Here is a 25830-nt window from a genome sequence, read left to right on the forward strand (position 1 = left end):
GCGCACGCCAATGTTATGTCGCTGGCCGCCGACGAGCTTCAAGGCAAGCCCAAGACCGTCAAAATGGCGGCCAAGCTCGCCTACCGAAACCTGTTTCACGACCGCCTCAGCCTCATCGTCACGCTCACTGGCATCGTCTTCTCGGTCGTTCTGGTCGCCGTTCAGTGCGGTCTCTACATCGGTTCTGAACGCATGATCGCCGCCATGCTCGATCAGTCGAATGGCGACCTGTGGGTCGTTCCCCTCGGCACCAAGAGCTTCGATGATCCCTCACTGCTCATCGGCCACGAGAAATATTCCGTGCTTTCGACCACTGGCGTTGCCGGTTCGGAGGAACTCGTCGTCGGATTTGCCGCCTGGCGCAAACCCAAAGGCGGCACCACCGCCGTGCTGCTCGTCGGCTCCGACCATCAGCAGGGCTCGCTCAAGCCCTGGAACCTGACGCAAGGCAACCTCGGCGACCTCGATGCCCCATTCACCGTCGCCGCCGACGACACCTATTTCAAGGATCTCGGCATCGACAAGATCGGCGACACCTCCGAGATCAATGGCGTACGCGTCCGCATCGCCGCCGTCACGCATGGCATCCGCTCCTTCACCACGCTGCCCTACGTGTTCACCTCGCTGAAGCAGGCCCGCATGCTGCTCGACGCGGGGAGCAATCAGGCGTCCTACACGCTGGTCTCCGTCGCACCGGGCGCAGACATCGAGACGGTTCGCCAAGACCTCATAGACCGCCTGCAGGATCGCGAGATCCTCACCCAGCAGGAGTTCCGCAATCGCTCGGTTGACTACTGGCTGTTCCAGACCGGCGCCGGCTCCGCCCTCATCGCCGGCGCTGCGCTCGGGATGATCGTCGGCGTTGTCATCGTCGCCCAGACCCTCTACTCGAGCACCAAGGATCACATCAACGAGTTCGCCACCTTGCGTGCACTCGGCGCCTCTGCCGGGTATATTCACAAGGTCATTCTCATCCAGGCAATGCTCAGTGCCGTTGTCGGCTATGGCATCGGCATGGTGCTCTCGATGCTCGTCATCTGGGCATCCAAGGACACCACACTCTACATCGTCATGACGCCAGGACTGGCGCTGTTGCTTTTCGCTCTCACGATTGGCATGTGCGCTATCGCCGCCGTATCCGCCATCTTCAAAGTCACTCGCATCGATCCCGCAGGAGTCTTCAGCCGATGACCGCTACCAACGACCGCCGTGTGCTTCTCGAGGCCAACGGCATCACCAAGGTGTTCGGCTCGGGGGCTGGCGAGGTCATGCCGCTCAAGGGCATCGACTTGAAGCTCTACGCCGGCGAGCTCACGTTGCTGATGGGACCATCCGGCTCCGGCAAGACGACGCTGCTGTCGATCCTCGGCTGCATCCTGTCGCCGACCAAGGGCAGCCTCGTCGTGGCCGACAACTCGACGGAAGGACGAGATGCCGAAGGCTTGGCCAACATCCGCCGCCAGCACGTCGGCTTCGTGTTTCAGGGTTACAACCTGTTCCCCACGATGACCGCGCGGGAGAACGTGATGCTGGCGCTCGATGTTCGCTCGCGCCCGGTGGTCGACCCGCCGACGCACGCACTCAATGCATTGAAGGCGGTCGGCCTGGGCCATCGCGCCAACGCCTACCCGGCAAAACTGTCGGGCGGTGAGAAGCAGCGCGTTGCCATTGCCCGCGCGCTCGCTGGCGCCCCGTCAGTCATCCTGGCCGACGAGCCCACTGCCGCCCTCGACGCCGAGAATGGCCGCGCCGTGATGCAGCTTCTTTCCGAGGTCGCAAAAGATCCTTCCCGCGCTGTTCTCGCCGTAACACACGATCACCGCACGCTCGCGTATGCAGATCGTATCGTGCGCATCGAGGACGGGAAAATTCACAGCGACGAGCGGCCGAACAAGAGCGCCACACAAGGGTACGACGCCGGTCACGACGCACACGCCATTCAATCCGCTCCGGCGGCAACCGCCCCGGACGACAAACCATCGACGCCGTCAAAGACCTTCGGCGGCCGTTTCAGGATCAGACGCCATGCTTAAAGCCATTGGTATTGTAGCCGCTCTTACTGGCGCCGCCGCGCTTGGCTACGTGATGAGTGACAGCTCTTATTTTTCCGGCGACAGCAAGGCCGCAAAAGCCACGGAGAAAACCGGCCCGCAGTGGGTGGCGGCAGCCCCGGGCCGCGTCGAGCCAGGGTCCGGCGAAGTCCATATCGGCGCCGCCATTCTCGGCCAGGTCGCCGACGTCACCGTGAAGATCAACGACAAGGTCGAAGAAGGCGAGCTGCTCATCCGCCTCGACGACGAGGAAGCACGTGCCCGCCTCGCCGCCGCAGAAGCAGAGGCCGGTCTGCGCAAACGCCAACGCGACGCCGAGCCAGCCACCAGTGGACGCGAGAACGTCACCAAAGGCGAAGACAACGTCTTTTCCGCGGAGCGCGAAGTCATCGGCGCTCGCTTCGAGCTCGATGCCGCCCTTACCGGCAAGCGTCGTGGCGAAACCACAGACCAGCAACTCGCCGACGCCCGCCGCCGCCTCGCCAAAGCCGAGGAGCGCGTCGAACGCGAACGCCTCGCCTATGCCCAGGCCCAGGCGAAAGCCAACCTGCCTTCACCCAACCAGTTTGAATCCGCCCTGACCGCAGCCCGTGCCAACGTCGCGCTCGCCGCCTCGCAGCTCGACAAGACGCGCATCCGCTCGCCGCGCGCCGGCACCGTGCTGCAGCTCAACGCCAAGAAGGGCGAGATCGTCGCCCCCTCGCCCGATCAACCGCTCGCTGTCGTTGGCGACATGGCCGTGCTGCACGTCAAGGCCGAGGTCGACGATGGCGACGTTGCCAAGCTCAGGATCGGTCAGAAGGCCTTCGTGCGCTCGATCAACTATCCCGGCCGCGACTTCGAAGGCACCGTGGTCGACCTGGCGCCCACGATGGCAACGCCGCGCATCTCCGCACGCGGACCGCGTCGCCCGTCCGACATCGAGGTGCTCGAAATGACGATCAACCTCGAAGGCAACGCCCCGCTGCTGCCCGGCATGCGCGTCGACGCCTTCGTCCGCCCCGACAAGTAAGCGGCTGTCGTTTAAGCTGAAAGACCGAGGCGCGCGAACAGATCATCGCGCGCCTTTTTCGTGTCCGCGTCCCACTGCGCCACCTTCGAGGCAACGAGGTTCGCCTGCGATCGCAAGATCACGCCATCATCGAGCACGCGCAGTCCGTTGGCCGCGAGCGTCGCCCCCGTGGTCGTGATGTCGACGATGAGGTCGGCCGTGCCCGCAGCCGGTGTGCCCTCGGTAGCGCCAAGGCTCTCGACGATCCGGTAGTCGGCGATCCCTTTCCCCGACAGGAAGCGTCGCGCCAGATTGATGTACTTCGTCGCCACGCGGAACGGACGCCCATGCTCGCGCCGGAACGCCACCGCTGCGGCCTCGAGATCGGCCACGGCGTTGACGTCGATCCAGCAGCTTGGAACCGCCACCACCACGTCCGCGCGTCCGAACCCCAGCGGCTTCAGCAGCGTGACGCGCGTATCCGCATCGACGATGTTCTCGCGGATCAGGTCCTCTCCGGTCACGCCGATATGCGCGCGCCCGCTGTTCAGCGCCGATACGATCTCCGACGCCGAGATGAACGCGACATCGATCCCATCGAGACCTTCGATCTCACCACGATAGCCGCGGTCATGACCGACCTTCTTGAGCTTTAGCCCGGACTCCGCCAGGAAGTCGGCCGTCTGCTCCATCAACCGCCCCTTGGACGGCACCGCAAAGGTGAGGCGCGCGCTCATTTCTTTCCTCCGCGCACCACAGTCAGCAATCGCTCTGTGTGTACGGCGCCGCCGACGGCAGGCACATCGTGCGGCGCCCCGACCGCCTTCAGCAGCCCGTCGTAGCGCCCGCCGCCAGCGACCGGGCTGGAAGGCCCAAGCGCATCGACCAGCACCTCGAACACGAAGCCCGTGTAATACCCGACGTTGCGCCCAAACTCGGCCGAGAAATCGACCTTGCTCATATCGACGCCGCTTTCCACCAGAAGCTTGCACCGCCGCTCGTAGGCATCGATGGCCTGGCCGAGACCATCGCTGGTCTTTCCTGCCAGCTTCCGCACAACGCCCGCAGCATCGAGCGCCGGCGTGCGCGTCGCCACATACGCATCGATGAGCGCCGCGGCTTCCGGCTTCAGCGGCGGCGCCTTTGCGTCCGCTGCGATCGCCAGCAGCCCCTCGGCGATCTCCGCCGCCGAGCGCACGCCGATGAGCTCGATGCCCGCCTTTTCCAGATGCTCGCTGACGAGCACTTCGGCACCAGCAACATCGTCCGGATCGAGCGCCTCGATCAGCGCAGCGGGCAGCGCAGCCGTAGAGCGCGCCGGTTCCGTCGACAGCCGCTTCAGCTCGGCTCGGAACACTTCCGGGCGCCAGAACTGGTGCCGCAACCGCCTCCGCCAGCGGTCAGGCATTTCCGCCATTCCCAACAGCGCATCGAACAGCCCGACATCGCCGATGCGCAGCTTCCAGTTCCCCAGTCCCGCCTGCTGCAAGGCGCGCAGGATCAGCACCAGCGTGCGCGCATCCGCCTCGCCGGCGTCCTTGTCGCCGAATGCCTCGATGCCGGACTGCCGGAACTCGCGAGGATGCGACGCACCTGCGCCCGCCGGCTGGAAGCGGAAGGCCGGCCCGTTGTAGCTGTAGAACGCCTCGCGATCAGCCGCCGGATGCCGTTGCAGGTAGAGCCGGCACGTTGGCACCGTCAGGTCAGGCCGTAGGCACAGTTCCTCGCCGTTGAGATCGGTAAAGACGTAGGTGCGCCCGCGCAGCGCCTCCCCGACCACGTCGAGAAACACCCCGGCGGGCTGGATTATGTCCGGCGCAACCGCCTCGTAGCCGGCCGCGATGAACACCGCCAGCAGCGTGCGTGCCTGCGCTTCGAGCGCCTCGAAATTAACCGGCTGCGCAACGCCCATGGTGGTGCCGACGCCTCTCCTTGCCTCAGGGCCGCTCTTTTGGCCGACGCCGCGCCTCACTGCAAGTTGGATATACCGGACAATGCCGCCATACTGACGCTAACAAGCTATGCTGCGGTCCACGCCAACCGCCGCGAACGACCGGCAATTTGGGAGCCTGAGCTTTCTTGAAGGGGGGCAGTCGATGAAGCGCAATTTCGCTGCTGCCGGATTGAGCGTGCTTGGACTGGTGATCATTGCGGGCTCGACCCTGGCTCTGACACCGCCAGCACCACAACCGGCGTCGAAACCTGAAGAAGTCGCACAGCAGGCAACACCCGCCGCCACACCGCCGCCTGCCGCGACGGCCCCAGTCCCCGCAGCCGTGCCCGAGCTGCCCGCTCTCGAGGACGAAGTGCCCCAGGAGGTCTGGCCGATGCCCGTCGAGGACTTCCTCGCCGGCAAGCATCTCGAACGGGCCGACGTCGTGCTGACACGCCGCGAGTGGGACCCCGCTTCCTGGGCGATCCGCTGGGCCACCAACTCGCCGTTCTCGCACGCGGCCATGATCTTTACCGGCCCGCAGTTCGAATCCGGCTACTCCAGCACCTTCATCATCGAGGCCGGGACCGGCGGCGTCGACCTCACCAATCTACGCGACTACATCGCCGACAAGAGCGCCTTCATAGGCATCAAGCGCTTCAAGAAGGATTGGTTCGACGAGACCAAGCAATCGCGTGTCCGCGGCCTGCTGCTCGATAAGATCAAGGCTTCGTATAACTACTGGGCGATCGGCTCGATCGTGCGAAGCCTGTGGTTCGGCGTCGAGCGCAGCGTCAGTGGTGACCGCACCACCGTGCGTCGCTTCCGCGAGCGCAATTGGAACCCGCCCAACGAATTCATTTGCTCCGGTCTGGTGCAGATCGGCTTCGTCGAAGCAGCTCTCGAATACATCAAGGCCGGTGAGCTACCACCGTCGGCCCTCAATGAGGTCGTGTTCGAGCGAGAGGCCGCAACGCGCCTGCCCGAGCGCGAGGACTGGAGCTACCTCGACCCTGAAACCTCGAAAACCACCGCAGTGCTGTTCCGCAAGCAGAACTTCGACGCTCTGCAATCGGTGACACCGGAAGACCTCGCCGCTTCGAGCAAACTCGAATGGCTCTACTTCATCAAAAATGGCTTTGTTTATAAGGTCGCCAGCTACGACGAAGTACGCAAGCTGCTCGAAAACTAGCTCACGGCCAGCGATCGAGCGGCTCGTTGCCCGTAGGCGCCTGCGCAGGAGCCACTTTCACCGGTGGAAGGTTCGGCAGCCGCTGCACCACCTGTCCTGATCGCCCGGCGCAACCGGCAACGCACATTACTGCGTCACGGTCGACACGATCGTAGGCCGGAAGCGGCGCCTCCGCCTCGCCACCCGCCGCCGTCGTCCGCATGCCACCGATCCGCCGCTCGCGCGGCTTCGGCAGCATCTGCACGACCGTAGGCTTGTCACAGCCCGCGACGCACACTGTGACGAGATCGTTCGGGTGCGCAGCTAGGATGGATTTGACACGCGGATTGGAGGCCGGCATCCCGCGATCCGAAACATCGTCCGAGTTGTATACCTTGCCGCCCTCGATGAGCTTGTCATCCTCGGCCGGAGCTGGGGTCGGATAAAGCACAAGCATTGCGCCCGCGAGCACGCACGCCGACAACGCCATTGATGGCATCAGGCGTGCGCAAGTCGCGGGCCAATGGGCTACCGTTACCAGATCGAAATTAGAAAGCCGCTGCCTACGCATGAACCACTCAGCGAGCCGGCAATCACCGGCGCAAGTCCCCACGACCGCCCAGGAATGGGAGGCCGATAGAGACTCTGGCAGGACGCGGTAAACAATCCCTTCCTCTCGCCGCGGCCGATCAGCCTGGCGGCGCCGCTCTACTGCGGCACAGGCACATATCGCCAATAATCGCCGGTATTCGTCGTCACCTTGCCTGGCTTCAAGGCTCGCATTTCCGGTGGCCTGAGACCCGTCTTCAAAAGCTCGGCGATGTCCGATAGCAGCTTATTGTTGGCCGCATAACCCGAATGGTTGATCGCGAAGGCGTCGGTCGATGCCGCAGTCACGTCGATCGTATCGATACCCGGCAGGATCAGTGGACCGGCCGGCGGCACGTCACCGGCGCGATAGCTGCCCCAGAAATTACGCGACACGATCAGCGCCCGGTCGTTCGAGGCGACATAGAGCGTCACGTTCGTCGCCAGACCTTTGATGGCGTTGGCTAGGTTGGCGAAGTTGTCCGCATCGACGTCGGGCGCTGCGAGGATCACCTGGCTGATCTCGACCCCCTCGGGCGCCGCGTTGCGCATGTCGCGCAGCACATCCATCACCGGCTGGTTGCCCATCGAGTGCGCGATGATGCTGACCTTCTTCGCCCCCGTCTCCTTGGCGACCATTTCCAGGAACTGGCGCAGATAGGGCTCGGAGGCCTGCGCACTCTCGCGATCGTAGGTGTAGCTCGCAACCGCTCCACCCGATGGCCAGCTGTAGACGAACGGCGCGCCGTCGAAATCGAGATCGTAGGCAATCTGCGCGGTGCGATAGAGCGCGTTGTCGAACGACGTGTTGTAGCCGTGCACGAACACCAGCGCCTGATCCTTGAAGATGCTCGAGGTCTTCAGGCGCTCCCGCACCTGCGCCAGCAATTCCTCCTTGGTCAGCGCCTTGATGTCTTTCACCGTGAAGTGCTTCTTGGCGTCCTCCTTCTCGGCGTAGAGCGTCACGTCGAAGTAGGGGATCTTCACCACCCACGGGCGCTCAACATTCGGCACCTCGTGCACCTTTGGCACCGTGATCTCAGCCACACCAAGCTGCAGCTTGCGCGCCCGATCCGAGCCGAATGCCAGCCGCTGCGCATTTGGCTGCACCGCGCGGTCGGTGCCCCAATAGACCGGCACCACCTGATAATCAGGGTTCACCTGAGGCGCGACCGCAGCACCGCCAGAAGGCGCCGCTCCCCCCGCCGCCGGAGGCGCAGCCTCCATCATTGCTTCGGGATTATCCGTCGCGGCAGCCCCATTCTTTGGGGCCTCTTCGACGGCTTCGGGTGCTGCCGCAGCGCCCATCCCGTCGTTCTCGCTGGGCGAGGGCGCAGCCGCCGCCGGTGCCTCGGCAGAACTGCCGCCTCCTGAACCTAGCTGCCCCATGCCGGTCGAGGGTTGCGCGCCTGCACCGCTGCCGCCTTCCATGGGCTGCGGCGACGGTTCTGCCACCACGGCCGGCGGCGGAGGCGGCGGTGATGGCGCGGCCATATCCTCAGACGGTGCCCGAGCCGCAGCCGGCGGTGGTTCAGCAGCACGCGGGCCGCCGATTCTCGGCCTCTCCATCCGCCGTGCGCTGTATTTCGGCAATGGACGAGCGTCAGGGACATCCGGCTCGGCCACAGGTGGCGGAGCAGGCGCCGGAGCCTCTGCGGCCGGGGCCGGACCGGAACCACCAGCTGGATCGCTTGTGGCGGGGGCTTCGCTCTCTGCACCAGCGCTTTTCTCGGTCCCGTCCTCGGATGTCACCTCGGCTTCAGGCGGCGGCGGTGGGGCAGCGTCCGCCGAAGGGGCATCCGCAGACGGAATGCTGAACGGCTCGGCGGCAGCATCTTGATCGGAAGGCTTCGCCTCGCTGTCATCGGCCTCAGCACTGACGGGCGGCGCATCGGCTGAGGGTGCATCGGCCGATGGAATGCTGAATGGCTCCTCTGCGGCCGGCTTCTCCGGCGACACCGCTGGCGCCTCGACCTCGGTCGACGGAGCCTCGTTCTGAACCGGCTTCGGTTCTTCCGCGGGCTTCGCCGCAACTTCCTTTTCCGGCTCCGCAGCGGTGGTGTCCGGCTGCACGCCCCTGCGCATCGCAAGAGCCTCATCGCCCTTGCCGAGCTTATCGTAGACGGCAGCAAGCTGCTCGCGAGCAGCAGCGAGGCCCGGCTGTCCCGGAGCTTTCTCACGCAGCCCCACCGAACGCTTCAACAGCGGCTCAGCGTCGGCCGCTTTTCCCTGAGCGGCAAGAATGCGGCCGAGGCTTTCCAGCGCATCGGCCACGACAATGCTGTTCGCGCCCTTCCGGTCCACCCGTTCCAGATACCGCCGCGCCAGCGGCTCTGCCTGCGCGTACTTTCCGGCCGCTTCGAGCTGCGCCGCTTGCCGCTTGAGGTTGACGAGATCCTGAGCTGCTGCCTTCTTACGGCGCAGCGCCTTCTGACGCGCCGCCTCTTCGGCTTCGGTGAAGCTCTGCCAGGGCGGCCAGCGCTCTTCGGCTTGGGCTACATCCCTGGCAGCAATAGAAAACAACGCCAGAAACAGCAAAAGGCCTGTACTAACAATGGTCTGTCGAGCCGACACGGTTTCGTCCCCACTTGGTGCGGCAAACAATGCGGCCGCAATACCTGATGGCTGTGGCCCCCTTAGGGCGTTGTATAGCGCCAATAATCGCCCTTTGGCGACGCAGTACGTTTGAGCACCGGCAATCGCTGATCTGGCGGCCTCAGCCCACTTAGGATCAGCTTACCGATGTCCTGCAACAGATCGTTGTTCTCCGCGTAACCGGAGTGATTAAGCGCGAACGTGTCGGTAGAAGCCGCCGTAATGTCGATCGTCTCGATCCCCGGCACGATCAGCGGACCCGACGCCATTACGTCGCCAGCCCGCGGATTGCGCCAGAATCCGCGCGATACGATCAGCGCCCGGTCGTTGCCCGCCGCATACAGCGTAACGCCCTTGGCTATGCCCTCGATACGGTGCGCGAGATTGGCGAAGTTGTCGGCGTCCACGTCCGGCGCGGCGAAGATCACCTCGTTGATGACAACGTTGGCCGGGCCGCTGCCACGCAGATCCCGCAGCACATCGAGCAACGGCTGGTTGCCCATCGAGTGCGCGATGATGCTGATCGACTTCGCGCCGGTCTTCTCGATCACCATTTCAAGAAACTGACGCAGATACGGCGTCGAAGCCTCCGCGCTCTCGCGATCATAAGTGTAGCTCGCGACCGAGCCACCCGATGGCCAGCTATAGAGAAACGCAGCGCCGTCGAACTTCAGGTCATATGAAATCTGCGCCGTACGATAGAGCGCATTGTCGAACGACGTATTGTAGCCATGCACGAAAACGATGGCGTGATCCTTGTAGCGGCTGGACGCTGCCAGCCGCTCGCGCACGCGCTGCAGAAAGTCTCCCTCTGACAGCTTCTCCACCGTTTGCAGCGTGAAATGCTTCGCCGGATCCTCCGCCTCCTCGTAGATCGTCACGTCGAAATAAGGCACGCGTATCGCCCACGGTCGCTCGATCTGCGGAACGAGATGGCTTTTCGGCACTGTCACCATCGCGCGGCCAAGATCGAGCCGCCGCCCGCGCTCCGCGCCATAGCGCGCGCGCTTCGGGTCGGGCTGGTCCTCCCGGTCCGTGCCGTAATAGACCGGCACCACCTGCCATGGATCGGCGGCGATCTGTGGCGCGTCGAGCGGAGCGGCTGCGTCCCGTTGTTCGCTCGCCGGCGCCCGCGCAGCGGGGGCCTCGTCATCGAGCCGCGAGTCATGACGCGTTTCGGTATCAGCGCCCCGGTGCGCCTGCTGCAAGGTCGGCGTCAGCACGAACACGGCCGCCAGCGCAATACCGATTAGCGACAGCGCACCGCCGCGCACCAACAGCCGGATGGCACGTGAATGGCCTACCGTGGCACGCCGCGCGCCAAGATAAATGGCGATTCCCACTAGCGCGGCGACCAAAGCGACGAGAATTGCGGACATCGCCTCCCCCATCGTGAGGCCGTCTTTGCGGCCCTGCCCCTTTTGGTCGGCCGTAAACTATGGGTCGATGCCAGCCACCGCAACCCGGCGTCCCCAGCAAAGCGGCCGCATGACACGCTTGAGAGCGACGTCCTCTCAACTTATGAACAGGGCGCGACGCATATTCGGAAAGGCTCGATGCAGAACGCTCCAACAGCCACGGCTCCGGCCGGCCCGACAATCGACATGCTGGTCGCTGGCGTGAAATCCGGCGACCGGGCCATGCTCGCGCGCGCCATCACGCTGGTTGAGAGCACCAAGGCCGAGCATCAGGCCCGCGCCCAGCAGCTTCTGCAGGCTCTGTTGCCGGCAACCGGCGGCGCACTACGGCTGGGAATAACCGGCGTGCCCGGCGTCGGCAAGTCGACCACTATCGACGAGCTTGGAATGTTTCTCACCAGCCGCGGACACAAGGTGGCGGTACTCGCTGTCGATCCGACGTCCAAGCGCACCGGCGGCTCGATCCTCGGCGACAAGACGCGCATGAATCGCCTTGCGCAGGAGCCGAAAGCATTCATCCGTCCTTCTCCCACGTCCGGCACACTTGGCGGCGTCACACGCAAGACGCGCGAAACGATGGCATTGTGCGAAGCCGCCGGCTTCGACGTGATCATCGTCGAGACAGTCGGCGTCGGTCAGTCGGAAATCGCCGTCGCCGACATGGTCGACTTCTTCCTCGTCCTGTTGCTGCCCGGCGGCGGCGATGACTTGCAGGGCATCAAGAAGGGCATCATCGAAATCGCCGACATGATCGCCATCAACAAGGCCGACGGCGACAACGTCACGCGCGCCGAGCGCGCCGCTTCCGAATATCGCGCCGCTCTGCAAATTCTGAACCCGCCTTCGCCCACCTGGTCGCCGCCGGTAATCACCATGTCCGGCATTCAGGGAAAGGGCCTCGACAAGCTGTGGGAGCACGTCCTCAACCACCGCAAGTCATTCACCGAGTCCGGCGAGTTCGCCGAGCGCCGTCAGCGCCAGACCGTCTCCTGGATGCATGACATGCTGAATGACCGCATCATGTCCGGCATTCAACGCAATCCGCGCGTCGCAGCCCGCCTGCCGCAGATCGAAGCCGACGTGCGCGCCGGCCGCCTGTTGCCCACCCTCGCCGTCGACGAAATTCTGGACCTCGCCGGCATCCGTCCGTGATCCCTGTATTGCGGGTCTAAGTGGTAGAGAGAGCTTCCGTGCCCACAGTACGACCGACCATTCTGCTCACCGGCTTCGGCGCCTTTCCCGGTGTCGGGAAAAACGCCACCGCCGCGCTCGTCCCTGCACTGGCAGCTGGCGCACGCGCGCGCTTTCCCGACTTCGATGTCGTTGACGAAGTTCTGCCGGTCGAATGGGCGCGTACACCGCAACTGCTGCAACAGCTGCTCTCCCGAACGTCGCCTCGACTTGCTTTACACTTCGGCGTCACGCGGCACGCACCAGGTTTCCAGATCGAACGCATCGGCCGCAACGTCTGCGAGCCGCGCCATGACGCTGCCGGAGCCATCCCCGATGTCACATGCTTGATCGCTGACGGCCCGGAAACGCTCACCTCGACTTTTCCGCTGGACCGCATCATCGCCCGCCTCGAAAGCGCAGGCTTACCCTGTGCAATGTCGGATAGCGCCGGCACATATCTCTGCAACGCGACGCTCTACCACTCGCTCACCGTCGCGCAGATGCGCGAGACACAAACCCTCGCCGGCTTCGTTCACCTGCCGGCCGATCTCGCACCCGGTATGCCCGCGGTCGGCGCATCGCGCATTTCTTGGGATGATGCCTTGCAAGGCGGCATAGAGATCATCGCCGCCTGTCTCGAGCAGGAAACCTCCGCTTAACCATCATTCAGCGCTTCCGACAGTCCTGGCCCCGGACTTGCGTACCAACGCGATTAAGTCACGGAGACCGGAGCCAATGACACTCGATCGTCGAAGTTTGCTGGGAGCTGGTGCCGCCGCGGGCCTCGCCGTCGGCGTCACCGCAGGAACCCGTCCAGCAATGGCACGCGCCAGCGCGCCTCGTCGCGACACGGGGCTCGTCAGCGGCAGCGCCATCGATCAGGCACCGGTCCTGCAACAGGCCATCGACGCGGCCGCAGCGAGCGGAGCACCCATCGAGCTGCCGCCCGGCCGCTTTCGCGTCGGACCGCTGAAGCTTCCGGCCGGAACCCGCCTCATCGGCGCTGCCGGTACCACCACGCTCGAATATGCGGGCGGCGGCAGCTTCATCACCGCCGAAGACACTGACCACATCAGCATCGAAGGCGTGGCGCTCGACGGGGCCTATCTCCCGCTCGATGCCGACGGTCTCATCGCCATCACCAACGCGCGCGGCGTGCACCTGAGCCGTCTCACGCTCACGCGCAGCCCCGCCAACGGAATATCGCTCTCGCGCTGCGCCGGAAGCGTTGCCGACTGCAACATCACCAACGCCATGCAGGCCGCCATCCGCAGCATGGACGCAGCCGGCCTCGAACTTACCCACAACGACATCGCCGACTGTGGCAACGCCGGCATTCAGGTCTGGCGCTCAGACGCGGGCGAAGACGGCAGCATCGTCTCCGCCAACCGCATCGCGCGCATCCGCGCCGACGGCGGCGGCAGCGGACAGAACGGAAACGGCGTCAGCCTTTTCCGCGCCGGCAGCGTGCTCGTGTCGGCCAACCGCATCACCGACTGCGCGTTCACCGCCGTTCGTGGCAACGCCGCAAACGACATCCAGATCATTGGCAATTCGTGCGCCCGTCTAGGCGAAGTCGCCATCTACGCCGAGTTCGGTTTCGAAGGCGCGCTCATCGCCAACAACATCGTCGACACCGCCGCAACCGGCATCACCGTCACCAACTTCAACGACGGAGGCCGGCTCGCGGTCGTGCAGGGAAACCTCGTGCGCAACCTGTTTCGCCGCGAGCATGAGCCTGTCGACAAACGCGGCCACGGCATCACCGTCGAAGCCGACACGGCTCTCACCGGCAACGTCATCGAGAACGCTCCGACCGCGGGCATCGTCATCGGGTGGGGCGCCTACATGCGCGAGGTGGTGGCAACCAGCAATCTGGTGCGGGCTTCCAAGGTCGGCATTCTCGTCGCGGCCGATCCTGGCACCGGCGCATGCCTGCTCGCCAGCAACATGATCTCCGGCGCGACGAACGGCTCGATCCGCGCCATGGACAGCAACGGCGACCCCACTGGGGCGGAACTGGTGCAAGGCGGCAGCAGCGACAAGCAGCTCTCGATATCCGGCAACCTATCGGTCTGACTACTGACGGGGAGTGAAAAGGGCGGCCTCAGTCGAACGACGACCTTCACACCTTCAAGCTGGCGAGCGCGTCCTCGAAGTAGGCCGACGAGCGCACCTCGCCCACAATCTGGCCGTGCCACGTCTTGATCGCGCCGGCGGGCATCAAGCCAAGCGCCGCCGGATAGAGCCGCTCCACCAGCGATATCGCAGCACCCGAGGCGGCGCGCTTGGCGCCGTCCTCCATCTTCAGCGCAAAGCCGAGCCCAAGCTCAGGGAATGCGCCGCAATAGACGCCTTCCGCGCCCGTCTTCATGAACACCTGGCGCGGCAGCGCCCGCATCACGACCGTATCCGCGCGGCTCTTGCCGGCCACCATGTCAGGGTACTGCCAGCACGCATCGAGAATGCGCCCGACGGCCGCCTTCCGCTCCGCCGACATGCCTTCGCCCGTAACGAGCCGCGCAAACGCCTGCGCCATCACCCGCAGCGGCATCGCCCAGTTCGGCACCGAGCAGCCGTCTATCCCGCGCACATCCGCACCGAGCGCCATCCCCGTGATGTCACGCATCGCCGCGTGCACGCGCTGCTGCACCGGATGATCCACCTTCCAATATTCTGCGGTCGGCTCTTTGAGATGAACCGCTGTCGCCAGCATGCCCGCGTGCTTGCCCGAGCAATTGTTGTGAAGCTGGCTCGCCGACTGCCCCGCAGCGATCAAAGCATGCGCCGCCGAACTGCCGAGCGGCATGTGCGCGCCGCACCCCAGATCATCTGGATTGAGTCCCGCCCGGTCGAGCATCGCCGCCGCCAGATGCGTGTGCCGCTCCGTGCCCGCATGCGAGCCGCACGCCAAAGCAATCTCTGCCGGCCCGAAATTGAAATGATCAGCAGCACCAGATTCTATCAGCGGCAGCGCCTGCAGCGCCTTTACCGCCGACCGCGGATAAACGGGCGTATCGACATCGCCTATGCTCAGCGCCAGCGCCCCCGAAGGCGCCGCAATGGCGATCGCGCCACGGTGCCAGCTCTCAACCAGCGGCCCGCGTGTCACCTCGATAAGGATGGGATTGAGCATGTCCCTCGTGTCGGCAGAGGAAGATTCCTTTGCCGCCAGCATCGGCCGCGCGGCTGACGCAATCAAGCCCTCCAAGGGGACAAACCGCCCAACGCGCGCGCAACCGCCAGAGCAATTTTACGGCGCGCGCCGCTTCACCAATCAATCGAAAAGGTTGCGCCTACTTCGCCGCGCACTTGCCGAGTTCAGCTTCGCGCTTTTGCGCGCTAGCCCGCGATGCATCCGGGCTCACCGAAGCGCACCAGGCCGCATGCGCGCCCTTGTCGATCGTCCACTCCGGACCCGAGAACCCGCATTTGAGCTTCAGGTTGCGCTGCTGCTGCTCCAGCGCCGTTCTGACGTACCAGTCGCAATTCGCGGCTGCGGGCAGGGACGCCGCGGCCACCGCGCAGGCGAAGGCCAATAGGTACAAAGCGGTGCGCTGCCGAGCGGTGGTCATCTTCCTCACCTTAACGTCCCTAAATCATTCCCTTGCCGACACTAGCCTTTAGCCCATGAACCCGGCCTGAATAGTGACGCGGCCCGGATATCCGTAGGCCTCGCCGTTCTTACACGGCATTTGCCTCCGCGGCGAGCCGCCGCAGCACGGCGAACAAGCGCGAAAACCTGTCACAGCCGGAACAGCGCACTCGCCCCAACCCCGCCATTCTCCCTCCACGACACGGCCATAGCGCCACAGTAACCGGAGAGAGTGCAATGCACGGACGCATCACCAAATTCAGCCCCCAGAATGGGGCTGGCGTAATCGAGGCGGACGATGGATCGCGTTACCGCTTCACCGGAAGTGAGGTCGTCAACCTCAACGGCAAGCTCGTCGGCCACACCGTCGACTTCGTCCTGAGTGCTCGCCGCCCCAAAGACATCATCCTGATGACTGGCACCCCATGGTCGGTCTTTGGCCGCACGCAACACTAGGCCCTCAACCTGCTAGGCCAACGGAGAGACTGAAATGGCTACGACGTTTGACATCTCGGATGTACCCGCCGCCGACGCGGCCGACCTCGGCGCCGCCATGCAGACCCTGATCGAGAACGGGCGCGCCCTCGTCCTGCTCAACGGCGCCTCGGCCGACGATCTCGATGCCGCCTGTGCCGTGCTCCAGAACCGCCACCGCACCGCTCCGCGGGGCTCTCTCGCCGCGGTCATCCGCTTCCGCCATCTCATCGAGGTGTTCGCCACCCGGCGACTGCAGCAGCTCCTGCTCGACACCGGCTATGCTGCCATTGCCCCGGCGATCTCAGTCGCCGCCTGCATGCGCCTCAATGGCCATCGCGGCTTCAACCCCCAGCTCTTCCTACTCGAATTATCAGCCGCACTCGCCGACAACGTCATTGCCATGGAAGGGTATCGCCGCGACCACGCCCCCCGCGAGCACCGCTACGCAGCGTGACCCAGCTGCCACAGAAAAATTTCGAAACACATTCGTTGACGGATTCGACACTCACTGCGCTAAGCTGCCTCTGAAGACATTCAGGGTGGGGGCCCGGAGAGATGCAGCTAGCGCGCCGACGCGTTCGCAACTACGTACTCGGCTACATCGGCGTCCAAGGAAACATGCAGATCTGGTGGACGCCCCAGATCCCGATCATTTACGTCGGCAACCCCAAGGCTGGATGTTCCAGCATCAAGCAGAGCCTCAAGTCCGCCCAGGCTCGACACTACGAGCGCTCGGGCCGCTCATTCACCCGCCTCGTCGACCCTCACACTGACGACGACTGCCTGCGCCGCAAAGGGCTCGCGCCCTCGAACTGCCGGAACCGCTACGTCTTCTCGTGCGTGCGCAATCCCTTGGCGCGCGTTCTTTCGGCCTATTTGGACAAGGTCGTCGCCGGGGATCACCGCAACTACCCCGAGCTTCGCAATCTGCGATCCGTGACATTCGAGAGCTTCCTGCGCGCCATCGCCGATCACGACCCGCTGCTCCTCGATGTCCACTTCCGGCCCCAGCACATCAATCTGAACTACCCCATCGTGTCGTATGACGCGGTGTTTTACCTGGAGAACGCCGAACCGATGGCGAGCTTTCTCGAGCAAATCGTGCCCGAGTTCGAGTTCGCCCGTTTCTCCCCACATGCCCGCAGCGCACAACAGAAGCTGGCTGAACATTTCGATCCGGTCACCATCGGGCTGGTCCACCGCATCTACTCGCGCGACTTCACCTACTTCGGCTATAGCCGCAAGCTCGAGGACGCCCTGGATGCCCCCGGCCGCATGCTCTCTGAGCACACGCTGCTTCCCCAGGACGCCGAGCAGCCTCCCCCGCCATGCCCCAAGCGACCGACACGCAATATGGCCCCGCTCGAGAAGACGCTGCGTTGCCGCTGGCTCATCGAGCGCCGCCTAATCTGACGCGCACGCCAATATCCGGGAACTCCTCGTTCGCCAGTCAAGCAATTGCCCGCGCACTGCCCCGCGACGTGAGCTAAGCTCAGCACACGCACTGAGGGCCCCGCACTGAGGGCATTGCATGCACTCTTCATCTTCCACGCCCGACTTTCCCGCCGTTGGTCTCTTCTCCGATCTATCCGCCGGCGAGCGCGCCGCCCTGGTGAGCGGATTAGAGACGCGCAGCCTGCAGCGCGGCGGCATCCTTGTGCGGCAGGGGGACCCGGCCGACGCCCTCTACTTCGTCATCTCCGGCCGGTTTGCCGTCACCCTTGACGGCCGCCGCGATCCGATCGCCGAAATCGGCCCTGACCAACCCATCGGCGAGATCGCGTTCCTCACCGGCGGCACGCGAACGGCTACCGTTTCCGCCATGCGCGATAGCCTCGTCCTGCGGCTCGACCGCAGCGATTTCGAGCGCCTTGCCGGCCAATGCCCGAGCATATGGCGCACACTGGCCAACGCTCTCTCCCAGCGGCTAGCCGCAACCACGGCCCCTGAGCCGGCCGCAGCCGATCCGCGTCCGCGAACCATCGCCGTGATCCGAGCCGGTGCATCGCAGATTCCACAGCGCTTCCTCGAAGCCCTCGCAAAAGTCTTCGCAACCAATGCCACCGCGCTCGTCCTCGACTCCTCCCGCGCCGCGCAACAGATGCCATCGGGCACGCGCCTCGACAGCATCGAGGCGACGCAATCGCTCAACAAGCTGGAAAGCTCATACGATTATCTGATCTTTCTCGCCGATGCCGACATAACCGACTGGTCGCAGAAGGCGATCCGCCATGCTGATCTCGTTCTCGCAGTAGGCGTCGATGGGGCTGATACTTCACCCAATCCGCTCGAATTATTCGCCGCCAACCTCGTCAGCCCCGACGCCCAGCGCCTCGTGCTCGTGCACGAGCACCGCCAGCCCATCACCGGCACGTCACGTTGGCTGCGCAAGCGAAAGGTTGCGGCGCACCACCACGTCGCCCTTGATGACGACAGCACCACCGCGCGCCTCTTTCGCTTCATCAACGGTACGGCCATTGGCTTCATAGCCTGCGGCGGCGGTGCGCTGTGCGCTGCGCACGTCGGGCTTTACAAGGCGCTGATCGAAAGCGGCTTCGAGTTCGACGCGCTCGGTGGAACGTCCGCCGGCGCGGCCATGACCGGGGCTTTCGCGATGGGTAAGCACCCCGACGACATCGACCGCGGCACGCACGACATCTTCGTCACCAATCATGCGATGCAGCGCTACACCTGGCCGCGCTACGGGCTGCTCGATCACCGGCATTACGACGCGCAGCTCGAGCGCTATTTCGCCGGTACAAACATCGAGGATCTCTGGATCCCGTATTTCTCGATTTCGACGAACCTGTCGAGCTATGAGCTTCACCGCCACGAACGCGGCGACCTCTTCGCAGCAATCCGCGCTTCGGGCTCGATCCCCGTGCTTCTGCCCCCCGTCTACACGCACGACGGCGAGATGCTGGTCGATGGCTGCCTGCTGGACAACGTCCCGGTACGCGCCATGCACGCCCTGAAGAACGGCCCCAACGTCGTCGTCAGCTTCCACATTCCCGAGCTGGAGCGATTCAACGTCGATTACGCCAAGCTGCCTTCGCGCACCGAGATGGTCCGCGCGGCGCTCAACCCTCTTGCCTGGGGCAAGCTGCCGGAAGCCCCCGGCATTACCACTGTGCTGATGCGCTCGCTGATGGCCAACCGCAACGACTTCCAGCGTCATTTACGGCCAAGCGACGTACTCTTTGTGCCGCCCATCCCCGCGGACATGGGCATCCTCGATTGGCGCCGGCATACCGAGCTCGTGCGCAACGCCTATTGGTGGGGACTGGAAGAAGTCGAGCGCCTGAGGCGAGCCCGCAATCCGATCATAGCGGCTGCCGAAGCAGCCGCTGCCATGTCGAAGGTCAGTTGAGCACGCTTCTCGCGCGTGCGCTCACGATGTGCAGCGCTGCAGGTTGTCGGGCGCGCGCGTCCACGTGAACGTCTGGCTCAGGAACTTCACGCCCGCGTAGCCGACGACCGTCATCTTGTCGCCTTGCGGAACAAGCTCGACGTCGAACTTGGCGTCCTTGTCCGGATCGTAGATCCAGCCTTCATCGAAAGTGCCATCGCCCATCGGCTTTACGTTGCCGATGATCTGCATGCCGCAGCCCTTGGCGTATTTCGGGTCCTGCACCCACACGACCTTGCCGCACAGCGAACCATCGCAGTCCGTGATCTCGACGGCACCGCGGCCCGTATGGTCGTACCAAATGCCGAGCGGCCCCTCTGCCGCTCCAGCGCTCGTGCCAACAATCGCCGCAGCCGCGACGAAGCACGCCTTCAACAGAGTCCTCATTCCTTGCACCCTTGTAATCGGACTCGCCCCAGCCATCAGAACGAATCAAGCCCAGCGATTCTCATGCATGATCATGGCACGCTGGCGACGATTTGCAGTAACGGACGCGACACTGATGCGGCGACGATATGGTCAAACCCGCGTCGCGCACAATGCCGGGCACGCATGGCCGCTGTGACTCTTTGGCTTGTCCGATATGCTGCAAAGCGGCAAATCGCGAAAATGCTGGAGATCACCCCAGATCCGGCTTCCCGCTGCGCAGCCGCTTCACCTGCCCGCGCCGCGTCTTGGCATCCTTCCGCCGCTCCTTCGAGGCGCGCGTCGGCTTGGTCTTGATGCGACGCTTGGGCTCGATCGACGCCTCGCGGATCAGCTCGAACAGGCGCTCGCGCGCATCCTCCCGGTTGCGATCCTGCGTGCGATGACGCTCCGCGCGGATCACCAATACGCCCTCGTCGGTGAGGCGCCTCCCCGCAAGTCGTTTCAGGCGTACGCGTATGTCACCCGGCAGCGACGGTGATCCACGCACATCGAAGCGCAGCTCCACCGCCGTAGACACTTTGTTTACGTTCTGCCCACCTGGCCCGGACGAGCGCACGAAGCGCTCCTCGATCTCGCTGTCGTCGAGTTCCACCCGGTCGTTGATTGCAAGCTTGGGCATCGCTCAAGTCTTCCGTGAAATGCGGAACGGTCCCCGCCCCCAGCCGCGAAAATCACGGATGATCTCGCGTGCCGCGTTGTGCCCCGGCGCACCGGTTACGCCACCGCCCGGATGCGCACCGGACCCGCAAAGGTAGAGCCCACCCAGCGGCAGGCGATAGTTTGCATAGCCGAGCCGTGGGCGCGTCGAGAAAAGCTGATCCAGCGACAGCGCGCCGTGGAAAATATCGCCGTCGACCAGCCCGAACCGTTCTTCGAGGTCCAGCGGCGACAGCACTTGCCGCGCCAGGACCGCCGCCTTGAAGTTGGGGGCGTGCCGCGTCACGGTCTCGATCACGAGATCGGCGAATGCTTCTTTTTCTCGCGGATCGCTCCAGCTCCGTCCCGCCGGAAGATGCGGGGCCACATGCTGCACGAAGAGGCTCGCGACATGCTGCCCTGATGGTGCCAGACTGTCATCGAGAGTTGAGGGAATGAGCATCTCCACCACCGGCGCACGCGACCAGCCTTCGAGCCGCGCATCGAGATAGGCGCGCTCCAGATAATCGAGCGTGGGCCCGATGACGATGCCCGCCCCGTGATGATCCTGCATTGTCTTGCCGGGCCGGCACACAAAATCAGGCAGTTCGCTCAGCGCCACGTTCAAGCGGAACGTGCCTGAGCCCGTCTTCATGCCCGTGAACGTCGAGCGCGTCTGCTGCGGCACAGCTCCGGCCGGGACCAGATCGCGGAACAGCAGCTTCGGCGGCACATTCGCGACCACCGCCCGCGCGTGAATTGCTTCGCCGCTGTCGAGCACCACGCCCGCCGCCACACCGTCTCTGCAAATGATCTCGCGCACCTTCGCGTCGGTTCTGATCTCGACCCCGCGCTCGCGCGCCGAACCCGCCATCGCTTGCGTGATTGCGCCCATGCCACCGATCGCGTGCCCCCAGGCGCCGCGCTTGCCGTTCACCTCGCCGAAGCAATGATGCAGCAGAACATACGCGCTGCCCGGCGTCGAAGGCGCAGCGAAGTTGCCGACGATCCCATCGAAAGCGAACGCTGCTTTTACGGTCTCGTTTTCGAACCATTCATCGAGGAAGTCCGTAGCGCTGCGCGTGAACAGATCAACGAGCACGCGCTTTTCATCGAGGCCGAGTCCCCACAATCGCCGCCCGACACCCGCGCCCTTAATCGCTTCTACAATTCCCCCGCCCGCATTCGGAGGCGTCGTCAGCACCAGATCACGCAGCACGTCGGCTGCGCGCTCCAGCGTCGCGTCGTAGTCGGCCAGCCGCTCGGCATCGCGCGTTGAAAACTTCGCTATAGCGGCCTGTCTCTCCTTCAAACCGCCGCGCATCAGCAGATAACGCGTCTCGTCCACCGGCCAGAAGTTAGCCGCGGGCCGATGCACCACGCGCAAACCGTGTCGCGCCAGCTCAAGATCGGCAATCACCTTCGGATTGAGCAGGCTGACGGTGTAGGAGGCGACCGAATTGCGAAAGCCGGGGTGAAACTCCTCGGTGACCGCGGCCCCGCCCACGACCTCGTTCTTTTCCAGCATGAGAACGCGCAGCCCCGCCGCCGCCAGGTAGGCGGCACAGGTCAGCCCGTTATGACCTGCCCCGATGATGAGCGCATCGACATCCCCCGCCCCTGCCACCTGACTGCCCATCACCGCGCGCTCTGCCTTCAATCTTTGCCGTTCCGACCCTGCGCATAGCCGCCCCAGTCCGCCGGTTCCAGCCGGGACAACCGATTACGGTGCATTAATTCTAATCAGGTGGAGCTTTGGGGTGCTTGAGCGCGTTAGCTTCTCGTTGAGGAGTCGCCACCTAGCGTCGGCGTATCAGATCCGCACGCCGGAGACACACAATGCAGACAGCTGCGAAAGTTCTGGCCCGTCCACGCACGAACGAGGACGCCCCTTATCAGTTCGCCGGCATGCTGGTCGTCTCGCTGTTTCCGGCCCTGTTCTGGACCCTCGCGATCGCCGGCATCGGCAGCGCCGTTGGCCACACGCCCAGCCCTGCCGCCCTGATGGTGTTCGGCACGGCCATCGCCGCCTTCTGTGCCACCATCTTCCACGCACTGCTGATCCGCCGCTGAACGCAGCCCCGCGCGCACTGCCTAGCTGAAAAACCCTTTGACGATGGGCCTCTAGCCTACGCCGCCCCAGCCGCAGCGTAGCTTCTCGCACACCCGCCCGCTCCCGCACGCGACCTTCACGAATCGGCAGCTGCGGCAGCTATAGCTGGACAGGCAGCCCCGATAGGAGCCGCCCTTGCGGAAGTTGCAGGTAAGAATCGTCTGGCAATCGCGCTGCGGATTGATCAGCCCGCCGGGGCCTTCCTGCGCCAGCACGAAAGTCGGCACCACTGCGAAGGCCGCAGCCAGCACCACTGCACACAAGCCTAAGCGTTGCATCCTGAAGCCTCGATGCATCTCAACCAGGCTTCAGTGTGAGTGAGCCGCCAGAAACCAGCAACCAAATGGCGAAATCACGGTGCTTAACCCGCGCACAGGTGTGCCGTTGTGGCCACGCCTTGTACAGACGCCCTTGCGCGGCAGCGGGTTACGCTGCCGGCCGGCTCGGTTTGGGCTGTGGATTTACTCCGCCGCTTTGCGCGAGGGCTGCACCATGGCCATGTAATCGTTGAGCAGGGTCTCGCTGATCTGCCCCGGCTTGTACTTGTGCTCTCCGATCTCCGACACGGGCGTGACCTCCGCCGCCGTACCGGTGAGAAACACTTCCGAGAAGTCTTTCAGCTCATCAGCCATGATCGCCCGCTCGATCACCTGATAGCCCCGCTTCTTGGCGAGGCCGATGACCGTGCGGCGAGTGATGCCATCGAGGAAACAATCGGGCTCGGGCGTGTGAATGACGCCATCCTTCACCAGGAAGACGTTGGCGCCCGTGCACTCCGCAACGCGGCCGCGCCAATCGAGCATCAGCGCATCGGCGTAGCCCGCCTTCTCCGCCCGATGCTTCTCCACCGTGCAGATCATGTAAAGACCGGCTGCCTTGCTCTTGGAGGGCGCCGTCGCTGGATCCGGACGGCGATACTTCGCCATCGTCAACCGGATGCCCTTGAGCCGCTGTTCCATCGGGAAGTAGGAACCCCACTCCCAAGCCGAGACCGAGAGATGAATTTTCGTTGCTTGAGCCGAAATGCCGATCTGCTCCGAACCGCGATATGCGATCGGGCGCACGTAGCAATCGGAAAGCTTGTTCGCCGCAATGACGTCGCGACAGATCTGATCGATCTCGGCCACTGAATAGGGCACCTCGAAATCGAGAATCTGCGCGCTGTCTTTCAGGCGCTGCGAGTGCTCGGACAGCTTGAAAGGCTCGCCGCCATAGGCGCGAACACCCTCGAACACCGCACTGCCGTAGTGCAGAGCATGCGTGAGAATGTGAACGTTGGCCTCACGCCAAGGGACCATCTTCCCATCAAGCCAAATGAAGCCGTCGCGATCGTTGAAGGGGGTTGGCCCTGACATGCGTGTCCTCTCCGTAGACTTTCGCGCCCAGATCGCTAACTAGACTGGCCCAACAGGACTAGCCCGATCCCGGGCCGGTGTCTGGTGCTGCCGCTGCTGTTCGGGGCTACCCCGCACATCGCCTGGGCAATTTCTGCCCCCGCGACGGCGCTGATCGATGGCGCAAAATGACTTGTCATCACTAACAATCGGGGCCAAATAAGTCAACATGGCTGACATAACCTCCGACGCCGTTTCGACCCCACGCCTGTCGCCGTCTGGCCCCGACCAGGCGATCGCCGAGGCGGGCCAGCCCGCCTGCCGCAACGCCATACCCGACGCCGATCTACTCGCGTGCGTCGAATTGCTCTTCTTCGCCTATCGCGACTTTACCGCCGGCGCCGACGCGGTCTTGGAGGAATACGGCTTCGGCCGCGCCCATCACCGCGTCCTGCATTTCGTGCACCGCAACCCCGGCATGCGGGTGGCCGACCTGCTCGATATTCTCAAGATCACCAAGCAGAGCCTCGCCCGCGTCTTAAAGCAGCTCATCGATAAAGGCTTCATTATGCAACGCGCCGGAAATGATGACCGCCGCGAGCGTCGCCTGTTCGTCACCGCCAAAGGAAGCCGGCTCGCCGAAAAACTCACCACCCAGCAGAGCCGCCACATCGAGAATGCACTGTCGAATGCCGGTCCCGGCGCCGCTGATTTTGCACGGCGCTTCCTTTTTGCCATGATTACGGAGTCGGATCGCCCGCGCGTCGAGGCGCTGGTAAAGCTGGCCTCAGGGATGCGCGCCAGATAGACCGGTACTACTAGACGAGGGGCAAAGATGAGAACCTCCGCCAAACTCGCGAGCGCACCGCTGCCCGACAACGCACCGCATGTCCTCATTGTAGATGACGACCAGAAGATCCGCGACCTGCTGGGCCGCTATCTTGCTGAGCAGGGCTTTCGCGTGACCACCGCCCAGGACGCAGCCGCCGCACGCGCCGGCATGCGCGGCCTCGAATTCGATGCTGTGCTGCTCGACGTGATGATGCCCGGCGAAAGCGGGCTCGATCTGGCGCGCGAGCTGAAGGCGACGCGCCCCGTCCCCATCTGCATGCTCACCGCGCGCTCGGACCCCGAGCACCGCATCGAGGGCCTGGAGGCCGGCGTCGATGATTATCTGCCCAAGCCCTTCGAGCCGCGCGAGTTGCTTCTGCGCCTGCGCAACATTCTGCGCCGCGCCGCAGGAGGTGGCGGCCCCAGCGAGGAAGTGCGCATGGGGAACTACACGTTCCACGTCGCGCGCGGCGAGCTGAAGCACAACGACGAGACCGTCAAGCTGACCGAGCGCGAACGCGACCTGTTGCGCATGTTCGCCCAGCGCATCGGCATGCCAATCCCACGCCACGAGCTGGCGCCCGAGGATTCCACCGGCAGCGACCGCGCCATCGACGTTCAGATCAACCGTTTGCGGCGAAAAATCGAGACCGACCCCTCCAATCCCGTGTACCTCCAGACAGTGCGCGGCAAAGGGTATATTCTCTATTCGGATTGATCCCGCGTGTACGAGTGTGATGATCGAAAAATTCGCCATCACGGGCAGCGAGGTATCAAGCGAATTTTTCGATCTGAATCACACTCGAGACCATTGGCTCCTAGTGTCCCTCATGATTCCGAAATTCGCTCGCACACCTGGCCGGCCTGCCCTGGCGAATTTCGGAACCGGGACACTAGAGAGGTTGGTTGATGCTCGCCAGGGGCGATGAGCCCGAGCGCCGTTCGTGGCTGCCATGGTCTTCACTGTGGCAAGCGTTGAAGCGTATTCCGCTGCCGCGCCCACCTAAACTGCGTGTCCCGCAATTCTTGCACCCGTCAGCGATCCGCAGCGCTTGGAACAGTCTGCCGCCCACGCCCGCATGGATG

At 64.2% G+C, this 25830-nt stretch carries 25 protein-coding genes and 1 pseudogene; 14 read left to right on the forward strand and 12 right to left on the reverse strand.

The genetic code is table 11. From position 1 onward, the window contains the following. Nucleotides 1–63: 63 nt before the first annotated feature. From NDB2M4_RS07055 to NDB2M4_RS07065, 3 genes are read left to right on the forward strand one after another with little or no spacing between them, the layout of a single operon-like run. Nucleotides 64–1191: an ABC transporter permease gene (locus NDB2M4_RS07055; protein ID WP_072373331.1), complete on the forward strand. Its 1128-nt coding sequence runs from the start codon at nucleotides 64–66 to the stop codon at nucleotides 1189–1191. Beyond that, nucleotides 1188–2033 carry an ABC transporter ATP-binding protein gene (locus tag NDB2M4_RS07060; RefSeq protein ID WP_072372370.1) on the forward strand — a complete coding sequence of 282 codons (846 nt, stop codon included), beginning with the start codon at nucleotides 1188–1190 and terminating at the stop codon, nucleotides 2031–2033. Before NDB2M4_RS07055 ends, NDB2M4_RS07060 begins: the two co-directional genes overlap by 4 nt. After that, nucleotides 2026–3063 (forward strand): HlyD family secretion protein, encoded by a 1038-nt coding sequence (locus NDB2M4_RS07065; RefSeq protein ID WP_072372373.1) that lies wholly within the window; start codon nucleotides 2026–2028, stop codon nucleotides 3061–3063. The genes NDB2M4_RS07060 and NDB2M4_RS07065 overlap by 8 nt, the downstream gene beginning before the upstream one ends. Nucleotides 3064–3125: 62 nt before the next feature. Here NDB2M4_RS07065 and hisG read toward each other — a convergent pair. Next, a pseudogene (gene hisG, locus NDB2M4_RS07070) lies at nucleotides 3126–3779 on the reverse strand (ATP phosphoribosyltransferase); the annotation flags it as partial. Then, nucleotides 3776–4954: an ATP phosphoribosyltransferase regulatory subunit gene (locus tag NDB2M4_RS07075; protein WP_072372379.1), complete on the reverse strand. Its 1179-nt coding sequence runs from the start codon at nucleotides 4952–4954 to the stop codon at nucleotides 3776–3778. The gene NDB2M4_RS07075 and the pseudogene hisG, both read right to left, overlap by 4 nt. Before the next feature lie 184 nt (nucleotides 4955–5138). Between NDB2M4_RS07075 and NDB2M4_RS07080 the strand changes: the two genes are divergently transcribed. After that, nucleotides 5139–6167 carry a C40 family peptidase gene (locus NDB2M4_RS07080; RefSeq protein WP_171988047.1) on the forward strand — a complete coding sequence of 343 codons (1029 nt, stop codon included), beginning with the start codon at nucleotides 5139–5141 and terminating at the stop codon, nucleotides 6165–6167. 1 nt (nucleotide 6168) lies between these two features. Here the strand turns inward: NDB2M4_RS07080 and NDB2M4_RS07085 are convergent, their stop codons facing one another. From NDB2M4_RS07085 to NDB2M4_RS07100, 3 genes are all read right to left on the reverse strand, one after another. Further along, the gene (locus NDB2M4_RS07085) at nucleotides 6169–6636 is read right to left on the reverse strand and encodes a hypothetical protein (protein ID WP_072372385.1); all 468 of its coding nucleotides are present in this window, start codon (nucleotides 6634–6636) and stop codon (nucleotides 6169–6171) included. Nucleotides 6637–6854: 218 nt separating this feature from the next. After that, nucleotides 6855–9308: an alpha/beta hydrolase gene (locus NDB2M4_RS19770; protein WP_139247135.1), complete on the reverse strand. Its 2454-nt coding sequence runs from the start codon at nucleotides 9306–9308 to the stop codon at nucleotides 6855–6857. Nucleotides 9309–9370: 62 nt separating this feature from the next. Continuing rightward, nucleotides 9371–10708 (reverse strand): alpha/beta hydrolase, encoded by a 1338-nt coding sequence (locus NDB2M4_RS07100; RefSeq protein WP_083556066.1) that lies wholly within the window; start codon nucleotides 10706–10708, stop codon nucleotides 9371–9373. 177 nt (nucleotides 10709–10885) lie between these two features. Here NDB2M4_RS07100 and meaB point away from each other — a divergent pair, with 177 nt between their 5' ends. The 3 genes from meaB (at nucleotide 10886) to NDB2M4_RS07115 (ending at nucleotide 13999) form a co-directional block, all read left to right on the forward strand. After that, entirely contained in the window at nucleotides 10886–11899 is a 1014-nt protein-coding gene (meaB, locus tag NDB2M4_RS07105; RefSeq protein WP_072372388.1) for a methylmalonyl Co-A mutase-associated GTPase MeaB, read from the forward strand. A gap of 38 nt (nucleotides 11900–11937) precedes the next feature. Beyond that, nucleotides 11938–12579, forward strand: coding sequence for a pyroglutamyl-peptidase I (locus tag NDB2M4_RS07110; RefSeq protein ID WP_072372392.1), 642 nt, complete (start codon nucleotides 11938–11940; stop codon nucleotides 12577–12579). Nucleotides 12580–12655: 76 nt separating this feature from the next. Beyond that, nucleotides 12656–13999, forward strand: a complete 1344-nt coding sequence (locus tag NDB2M4_RS07115) for a TIGR03808 family TAT-translocated repetitive protein (protein ID WP_072372395.1) — start codon at nucleotides 12656–12658, stop codon at nucleotides 13997–13999. A 46-nt stretch (nucleotides 14000–14045) separates the two neighbouring features. On the opposite strand, the gene NDB2M4_RS07120 is transcribed toward NDB2M4_RS07115, so the two are convergent. Beyond that, nucleotides 14046–15056 (reverse strand): asparaginase, encoded by a 1011-nt coding sequence (locus tag NDB2M4_RS07120; RefSeq protein ID WP_072373336.1) that lies wholly within the window; start codon nucleotides 15054–15056, stop codon nucleotides 14046–14048. A 160-nt stretch (nucleotides 15057–15216) separates the two neighbouring features. Further along, on the reverse strand, nucleotides 15217–15495 hold the full coding sequence (locus NDB2M4_RS07125) for a hypothetical protein (RefSeq protein WP_072372398.1): 279 nt from the start codon (nucleotides 15493–15495) through the stop codon (nucleotides 15217–15219). A gap of 257 nt (nucleotides 15496–15752) precedes the next feature. Here NDB2M4_RS07125 and NDB2M4_RS07130 point away from each other — a divergent pair, with 257 nt between their 5' ends. From NDB2M4_RS07130 to NDB2M4_RS07145, 4 genes are all read left to right on the forward strand, one after another. Next, nucleotides 15753–15971 carry a hypothetical protein gene (locus NDB2M4_RS07130; RefSeq protein WP_072372401.1) on the forward strand — a complete coding sequence of 73 codons (219 nt, stop codon included), beginning with the start codon at nucleotides 15753–15755 and terminating at the stop codon, nucleotides 15969–15971. A 34-nt stretch (nucleotides 15972–16005) separates the two neighbouring features. Continuing rightward, a complete protein-coding gene (locus tag NDB2M4_RS07135; RefSeq protein WP_072372404.1) occupies nucleotides 16006–16446 on the forward strand; it encodes a hypothetical protein in 441 nt (146 codons plus the stop codon). A gap of 101 nt (nucleotides 16447–16547) precedes the next feature. After that, entirely contained in the window at nucleotides 16548–17405 is an 858-nt protein-coding gene (locus NDB2M4_RS07140) for a sulfotransferase family 2 domain-containing protein (RefSeq protein ID WP_072372407.1), read from the forward strand. A gap of 118 nt (nucleotides 17406–17523) precedes the next feature. Continuing rightward, nucleotides 17524–19362, forward strand: coding sequence for a patatin-like phospholipase family protein (locus NDB2M4_RS07145; protein ID WP_072372410.1), 1839 nt, complete (start codon nucleotides 17524–17526; stop codon nucleotides 19360–19362). 21 nt (nucleotides 19363–19383) lie between these two features. Here NDB2M4_RS07145 and NDB2M4_RS07150 read toward each other — a convergent pair whose 3' ends face one another. From NDB2M4_RS07150 to NDB2M4_RS07160, 3 genes are all read right to left on the reverse strand, one after another. Beyond that, on the reverse strand, nucleotides 19384–19788 hold the full coding sequence (locus NDB2M4_RS07150; protein ID WP_171988049.1) for a DUF2147 domain-containing protein: 405 nt from the start codon (nucleotides 19786–19788) through the stop codon (nucleotides 19384–19386). A gap of 232 nt (nucleotides 19789–20020) precedes the next feature. Next, complete coding sequence (gene arfB / locus NDB2M4_RS07155; RefSeq protein ID WP_072372427.1) at nucleotides 20021–20449, reverse strand: alternative ribosome rescue aminoacyl-tRNA hydrolase ArfB; 429 nt, start codon at nucleotides 20447–20449, stop codon at nucleotides 20021–20023. Nucleotides 20450–20452: 3 nt separating this feature from the next. Beyond that, nucleotides 20453–22105 carry a phytoene desaturase family protein gene (locus tag NDB2M4_RS07160; protein ID WP_072373339.1) on the reverse strand — a complete coding sequence of 551 codons (1653 nt, stop codon included), beginning with the start codon at nucleotides 22103–22105 and terminating at the stop codon, nucleotides 20453–20455. 200 nt (nucleotides 22106–22305) lie between these two features. On the opposite strand from NDB2M4_RS07160, the gene NDB2M4_RS07165 reads away from it, so the two are divergent. Beyond that, nucleotides 22306–22539, forward strand: a complete 234-nt coding sequence (locus tag NDB2M4_RS07165; RefSeq protein WP_072372430.1) for a hypothetical protein — start codon at nucleotides 22306–22308, stop codon at nucleotides 22537–22539. A gap of 51 nt (nucleotides 22540–22590) precedes the next feature. Here NDB2M4_RS07165 and NDB2M4_RS07170 read toward each other — a convergent pair whose 3' ends face one another. Both NDB2M4_RS07170 and NDB2M4_RS07175 read right to left on the reverse strand, forming a co-directional pair. Further along, complete coding sequence (locus NDB2M4_RS07170; protein WP_072372433.1) at nucleotides 22591–22857, reverse strand: hypothetical protein; 267 nt, start codon at nucleotides 22855–22857, stop codon at nucleotides 22591–22593. Nucleotides 22858–23040: 183 nt separating this feature from the next. Next, complete coding sequence (locus NDB2M4_RS07175; RefSeq protein ID WP_072372436.1) at nucleotides 23041–23934, reverse strand: branched-chain amino acid aminotransferase; 894 nt, start codon at nucleotides 23932–23934, stop codon at nucleotides 23041–23043. Between the two features lie 208 nt (nucleotides 23935–24142). Between NDB2M4_RS07175 and NDB2M4_RS07180 the strand changes: the two genes are divergently transcribed. Both NDB2M4_RS07180 and NDB2M4_RS07185 read left to right on the forward strand, forming a co-directional pair. Next, a complete protein-coding gene (locus tag NDB2M4_RS07180; RefSeq protein WP_072372439.1) occupies nucleotides 24143–24721 on the forward strand; it encodes a MarR family winged helix-turn-helix transcriptional regulator in 579 nt (192 codons plus the stop codon). 27 nt (nucleotides 24722–24748) lie between these two features. After that, nucleotides 24749–25462, forward strand: a complete 714-nt coding sequence (locus NDB2M4_RS07185) for a response regulator (protein ID WP_072372442.1) — start codon at nucleotides 24749–24751, stop codon at nucleotides 25460–25462. Nucleotides 25463–25830 lie beyond the last annotated feature (368 nt).

The sequence above is a fragment of the Hyphomicrobium sp. NDB2Meth4 genome, assembly GCF_900117445.1.
GTDB lineage: Bacteria > Pseudomonadota > Alphaproteobacteria > Rhizobiales > Hyphomicrobiaceae > Hyphomicrobium_A.

Bases quoted from the DNA above. Each gene is read 5' to 3' on its own strand.
- NDB2M4_RS07165 (WP_072372430.1), top strand. From the start codon at position 22,306: ATGCAGACAGCTGCGAAAGTTCTGGCCCGTCCACGCACGAACGAGGAC.
- NDB2M4_RS07075 (WP_072372379.1), bottom strand. From the start codon at position 4,954: ATGGGCGTTGCGCAGCCGGTTAATTTCGAGGCGCTCGAAGCGCAGGCA.
- NDB2M4_RS07065 (WP_072372373.1), top strand. From the start codon at position 2,026: ATGCTTAAAGCCATTGGTATTGTAGCCGCTCTTACTGGCGCCGCCGCG.
- NDB2M4_RS07055 (WP_072373331.1), top strand. From the start codon at position 64: ATGGCGGCCAAGCTCGCCTACCGAAACCTGTTTCACGACCGCCTCAGC.
- NDB2M4_RS07185 (WP_072372442.1), top strand. From the start codon at position 24,749: ATGAGAACCTCCGCCAAACTCGCGAGCGCACCGCTGCCCGACAACGCA.
- NDB2M4_RS07140 (WP_072372407.1), top strand. From the start codon at position 16,548: ATGCAGCTAGCGCGCCGACGCGTTCGCAACTACGTACTCGGCTACATC.
- NDB2M4_RS07085 (WP_072372385.1), bottom strand. From the start codon at position 6,636: ATGGCGTTGTCGGCGTGCGTGCTCGCGGGCGCAATGCTTGTGCTTTAT.
- NDB2M4_RS07175 (WP_072372436.1), bottom strand. From the start codon at position 23,934: ATGTCAGGGCCAACCCCCTTCAACGATCGCGACGGCTTCATTTGGCTT.
- NDB2M4_RS07115 (WP_072372395.1), top strand. From the start codon at position 12,656: ATGACACTCGATCGTCGAAGTTTGCTGGGAGCTGGTGCCGCCGCGGGC.
- NDB2M4_RS07170 (WP_072372433.1), bottom strand. From the start codon at position 22,857: ATGCAACGCTTAGGCTTGTGTGCAGTGGTGCTGGCTGCGGCCTTCGCA.
- meaB (WP_072372388.1), top strand. From the start codon at position 10,886: ATGCAGAACGCTCCAACAGCCACGGCTCCGGCCGGCCCGACAATCGAC.
- arfB (WP_072372427.1), bottom strand. From the start codon at position 20,449: ATGCCCAAGCTTGCAATCAACGACCGGGTGGAACTCGACGACAGCGAG.
- NDB2M4_RS07060 (WP_072372370.1), top strand. From the start codon at position 1,188: ATGACCGCTACCAACGACCGCCGTGTGCTTCTCGAGGCCAACGGCATC.
- NDB2M4_RS07135 (WP_072372404.1), top strand. From the start codon at position 16,006: ATGGCTACGACGTTTGACATCTCGGATGTACCCGCCGCCGACGCGGCC.
- NDB2M4_RS07120 (WP_072373336.1), bottom strand. From the start codon at position 15,056: ATGCTCAATCCCATCCTTATCGAGGTGACACGCGGGCCGCTGGTTGAG.
- NDB2M4_RS07150 (WP_171988049.1), bottom strand. From the start codon at position 19,788: ATGAGGACTCTGTTGAAGGCGTGCTTCGTCGCGGCTGCGGCGATTGTT.
- NDB2M4_RS07080 (WP_171988047.1), top strand. From the start codon at position 5,139: ATGAAGCGCAATTTCGCTGCTGCCGGATTGAGCGTGCTTGGACTGGTG.
- NDB2M4_RS07180 (WP_072372439.1), top strand. From the start codon at position 24,143: ATGGCTGACATAACCTCCGACGCCGTTTCGACCCCACGCCTGTCGCCG.
- NDB2M4_RS07100 (WP_083556066.1), bottom strand. From the start codon at position 10,708: ATGTCCGCAATTCTCGTCGCTTTGGTCGCCGCGCTAGTGGGAATCGCC.
- NDB2M4_RS07145 (WP_072372410.1), top strand. From the start codon at position 17,524: ATGCACTCTTCATCTTCCACGCCCGACTTTCCCGCCGTTGGTCTCTTC.
- NDB2M4_RS07125 (WP_072372398.1), bottom strand. From the start codon at position 15,495: ATGACCACCGCTCGGCAGCGCACCGCTTTGTACCTATTGGCCTTCGCC.
- NDB2M4_RS07130 (WP_072372401.1), top strand. From the start codon at position 15,753: ATGCACGGACGCATCACCAAATTCAGCCCCCAGAATGGGGCTGGCGTA.
- NDB2M4_RS07160 (WP_072373339.1), bottom strand. From the start codon at position 22,105: ATGGGCAGTCAGGTGGCAGGGGCGGGGGATGTCGATGCGCTCATCATC.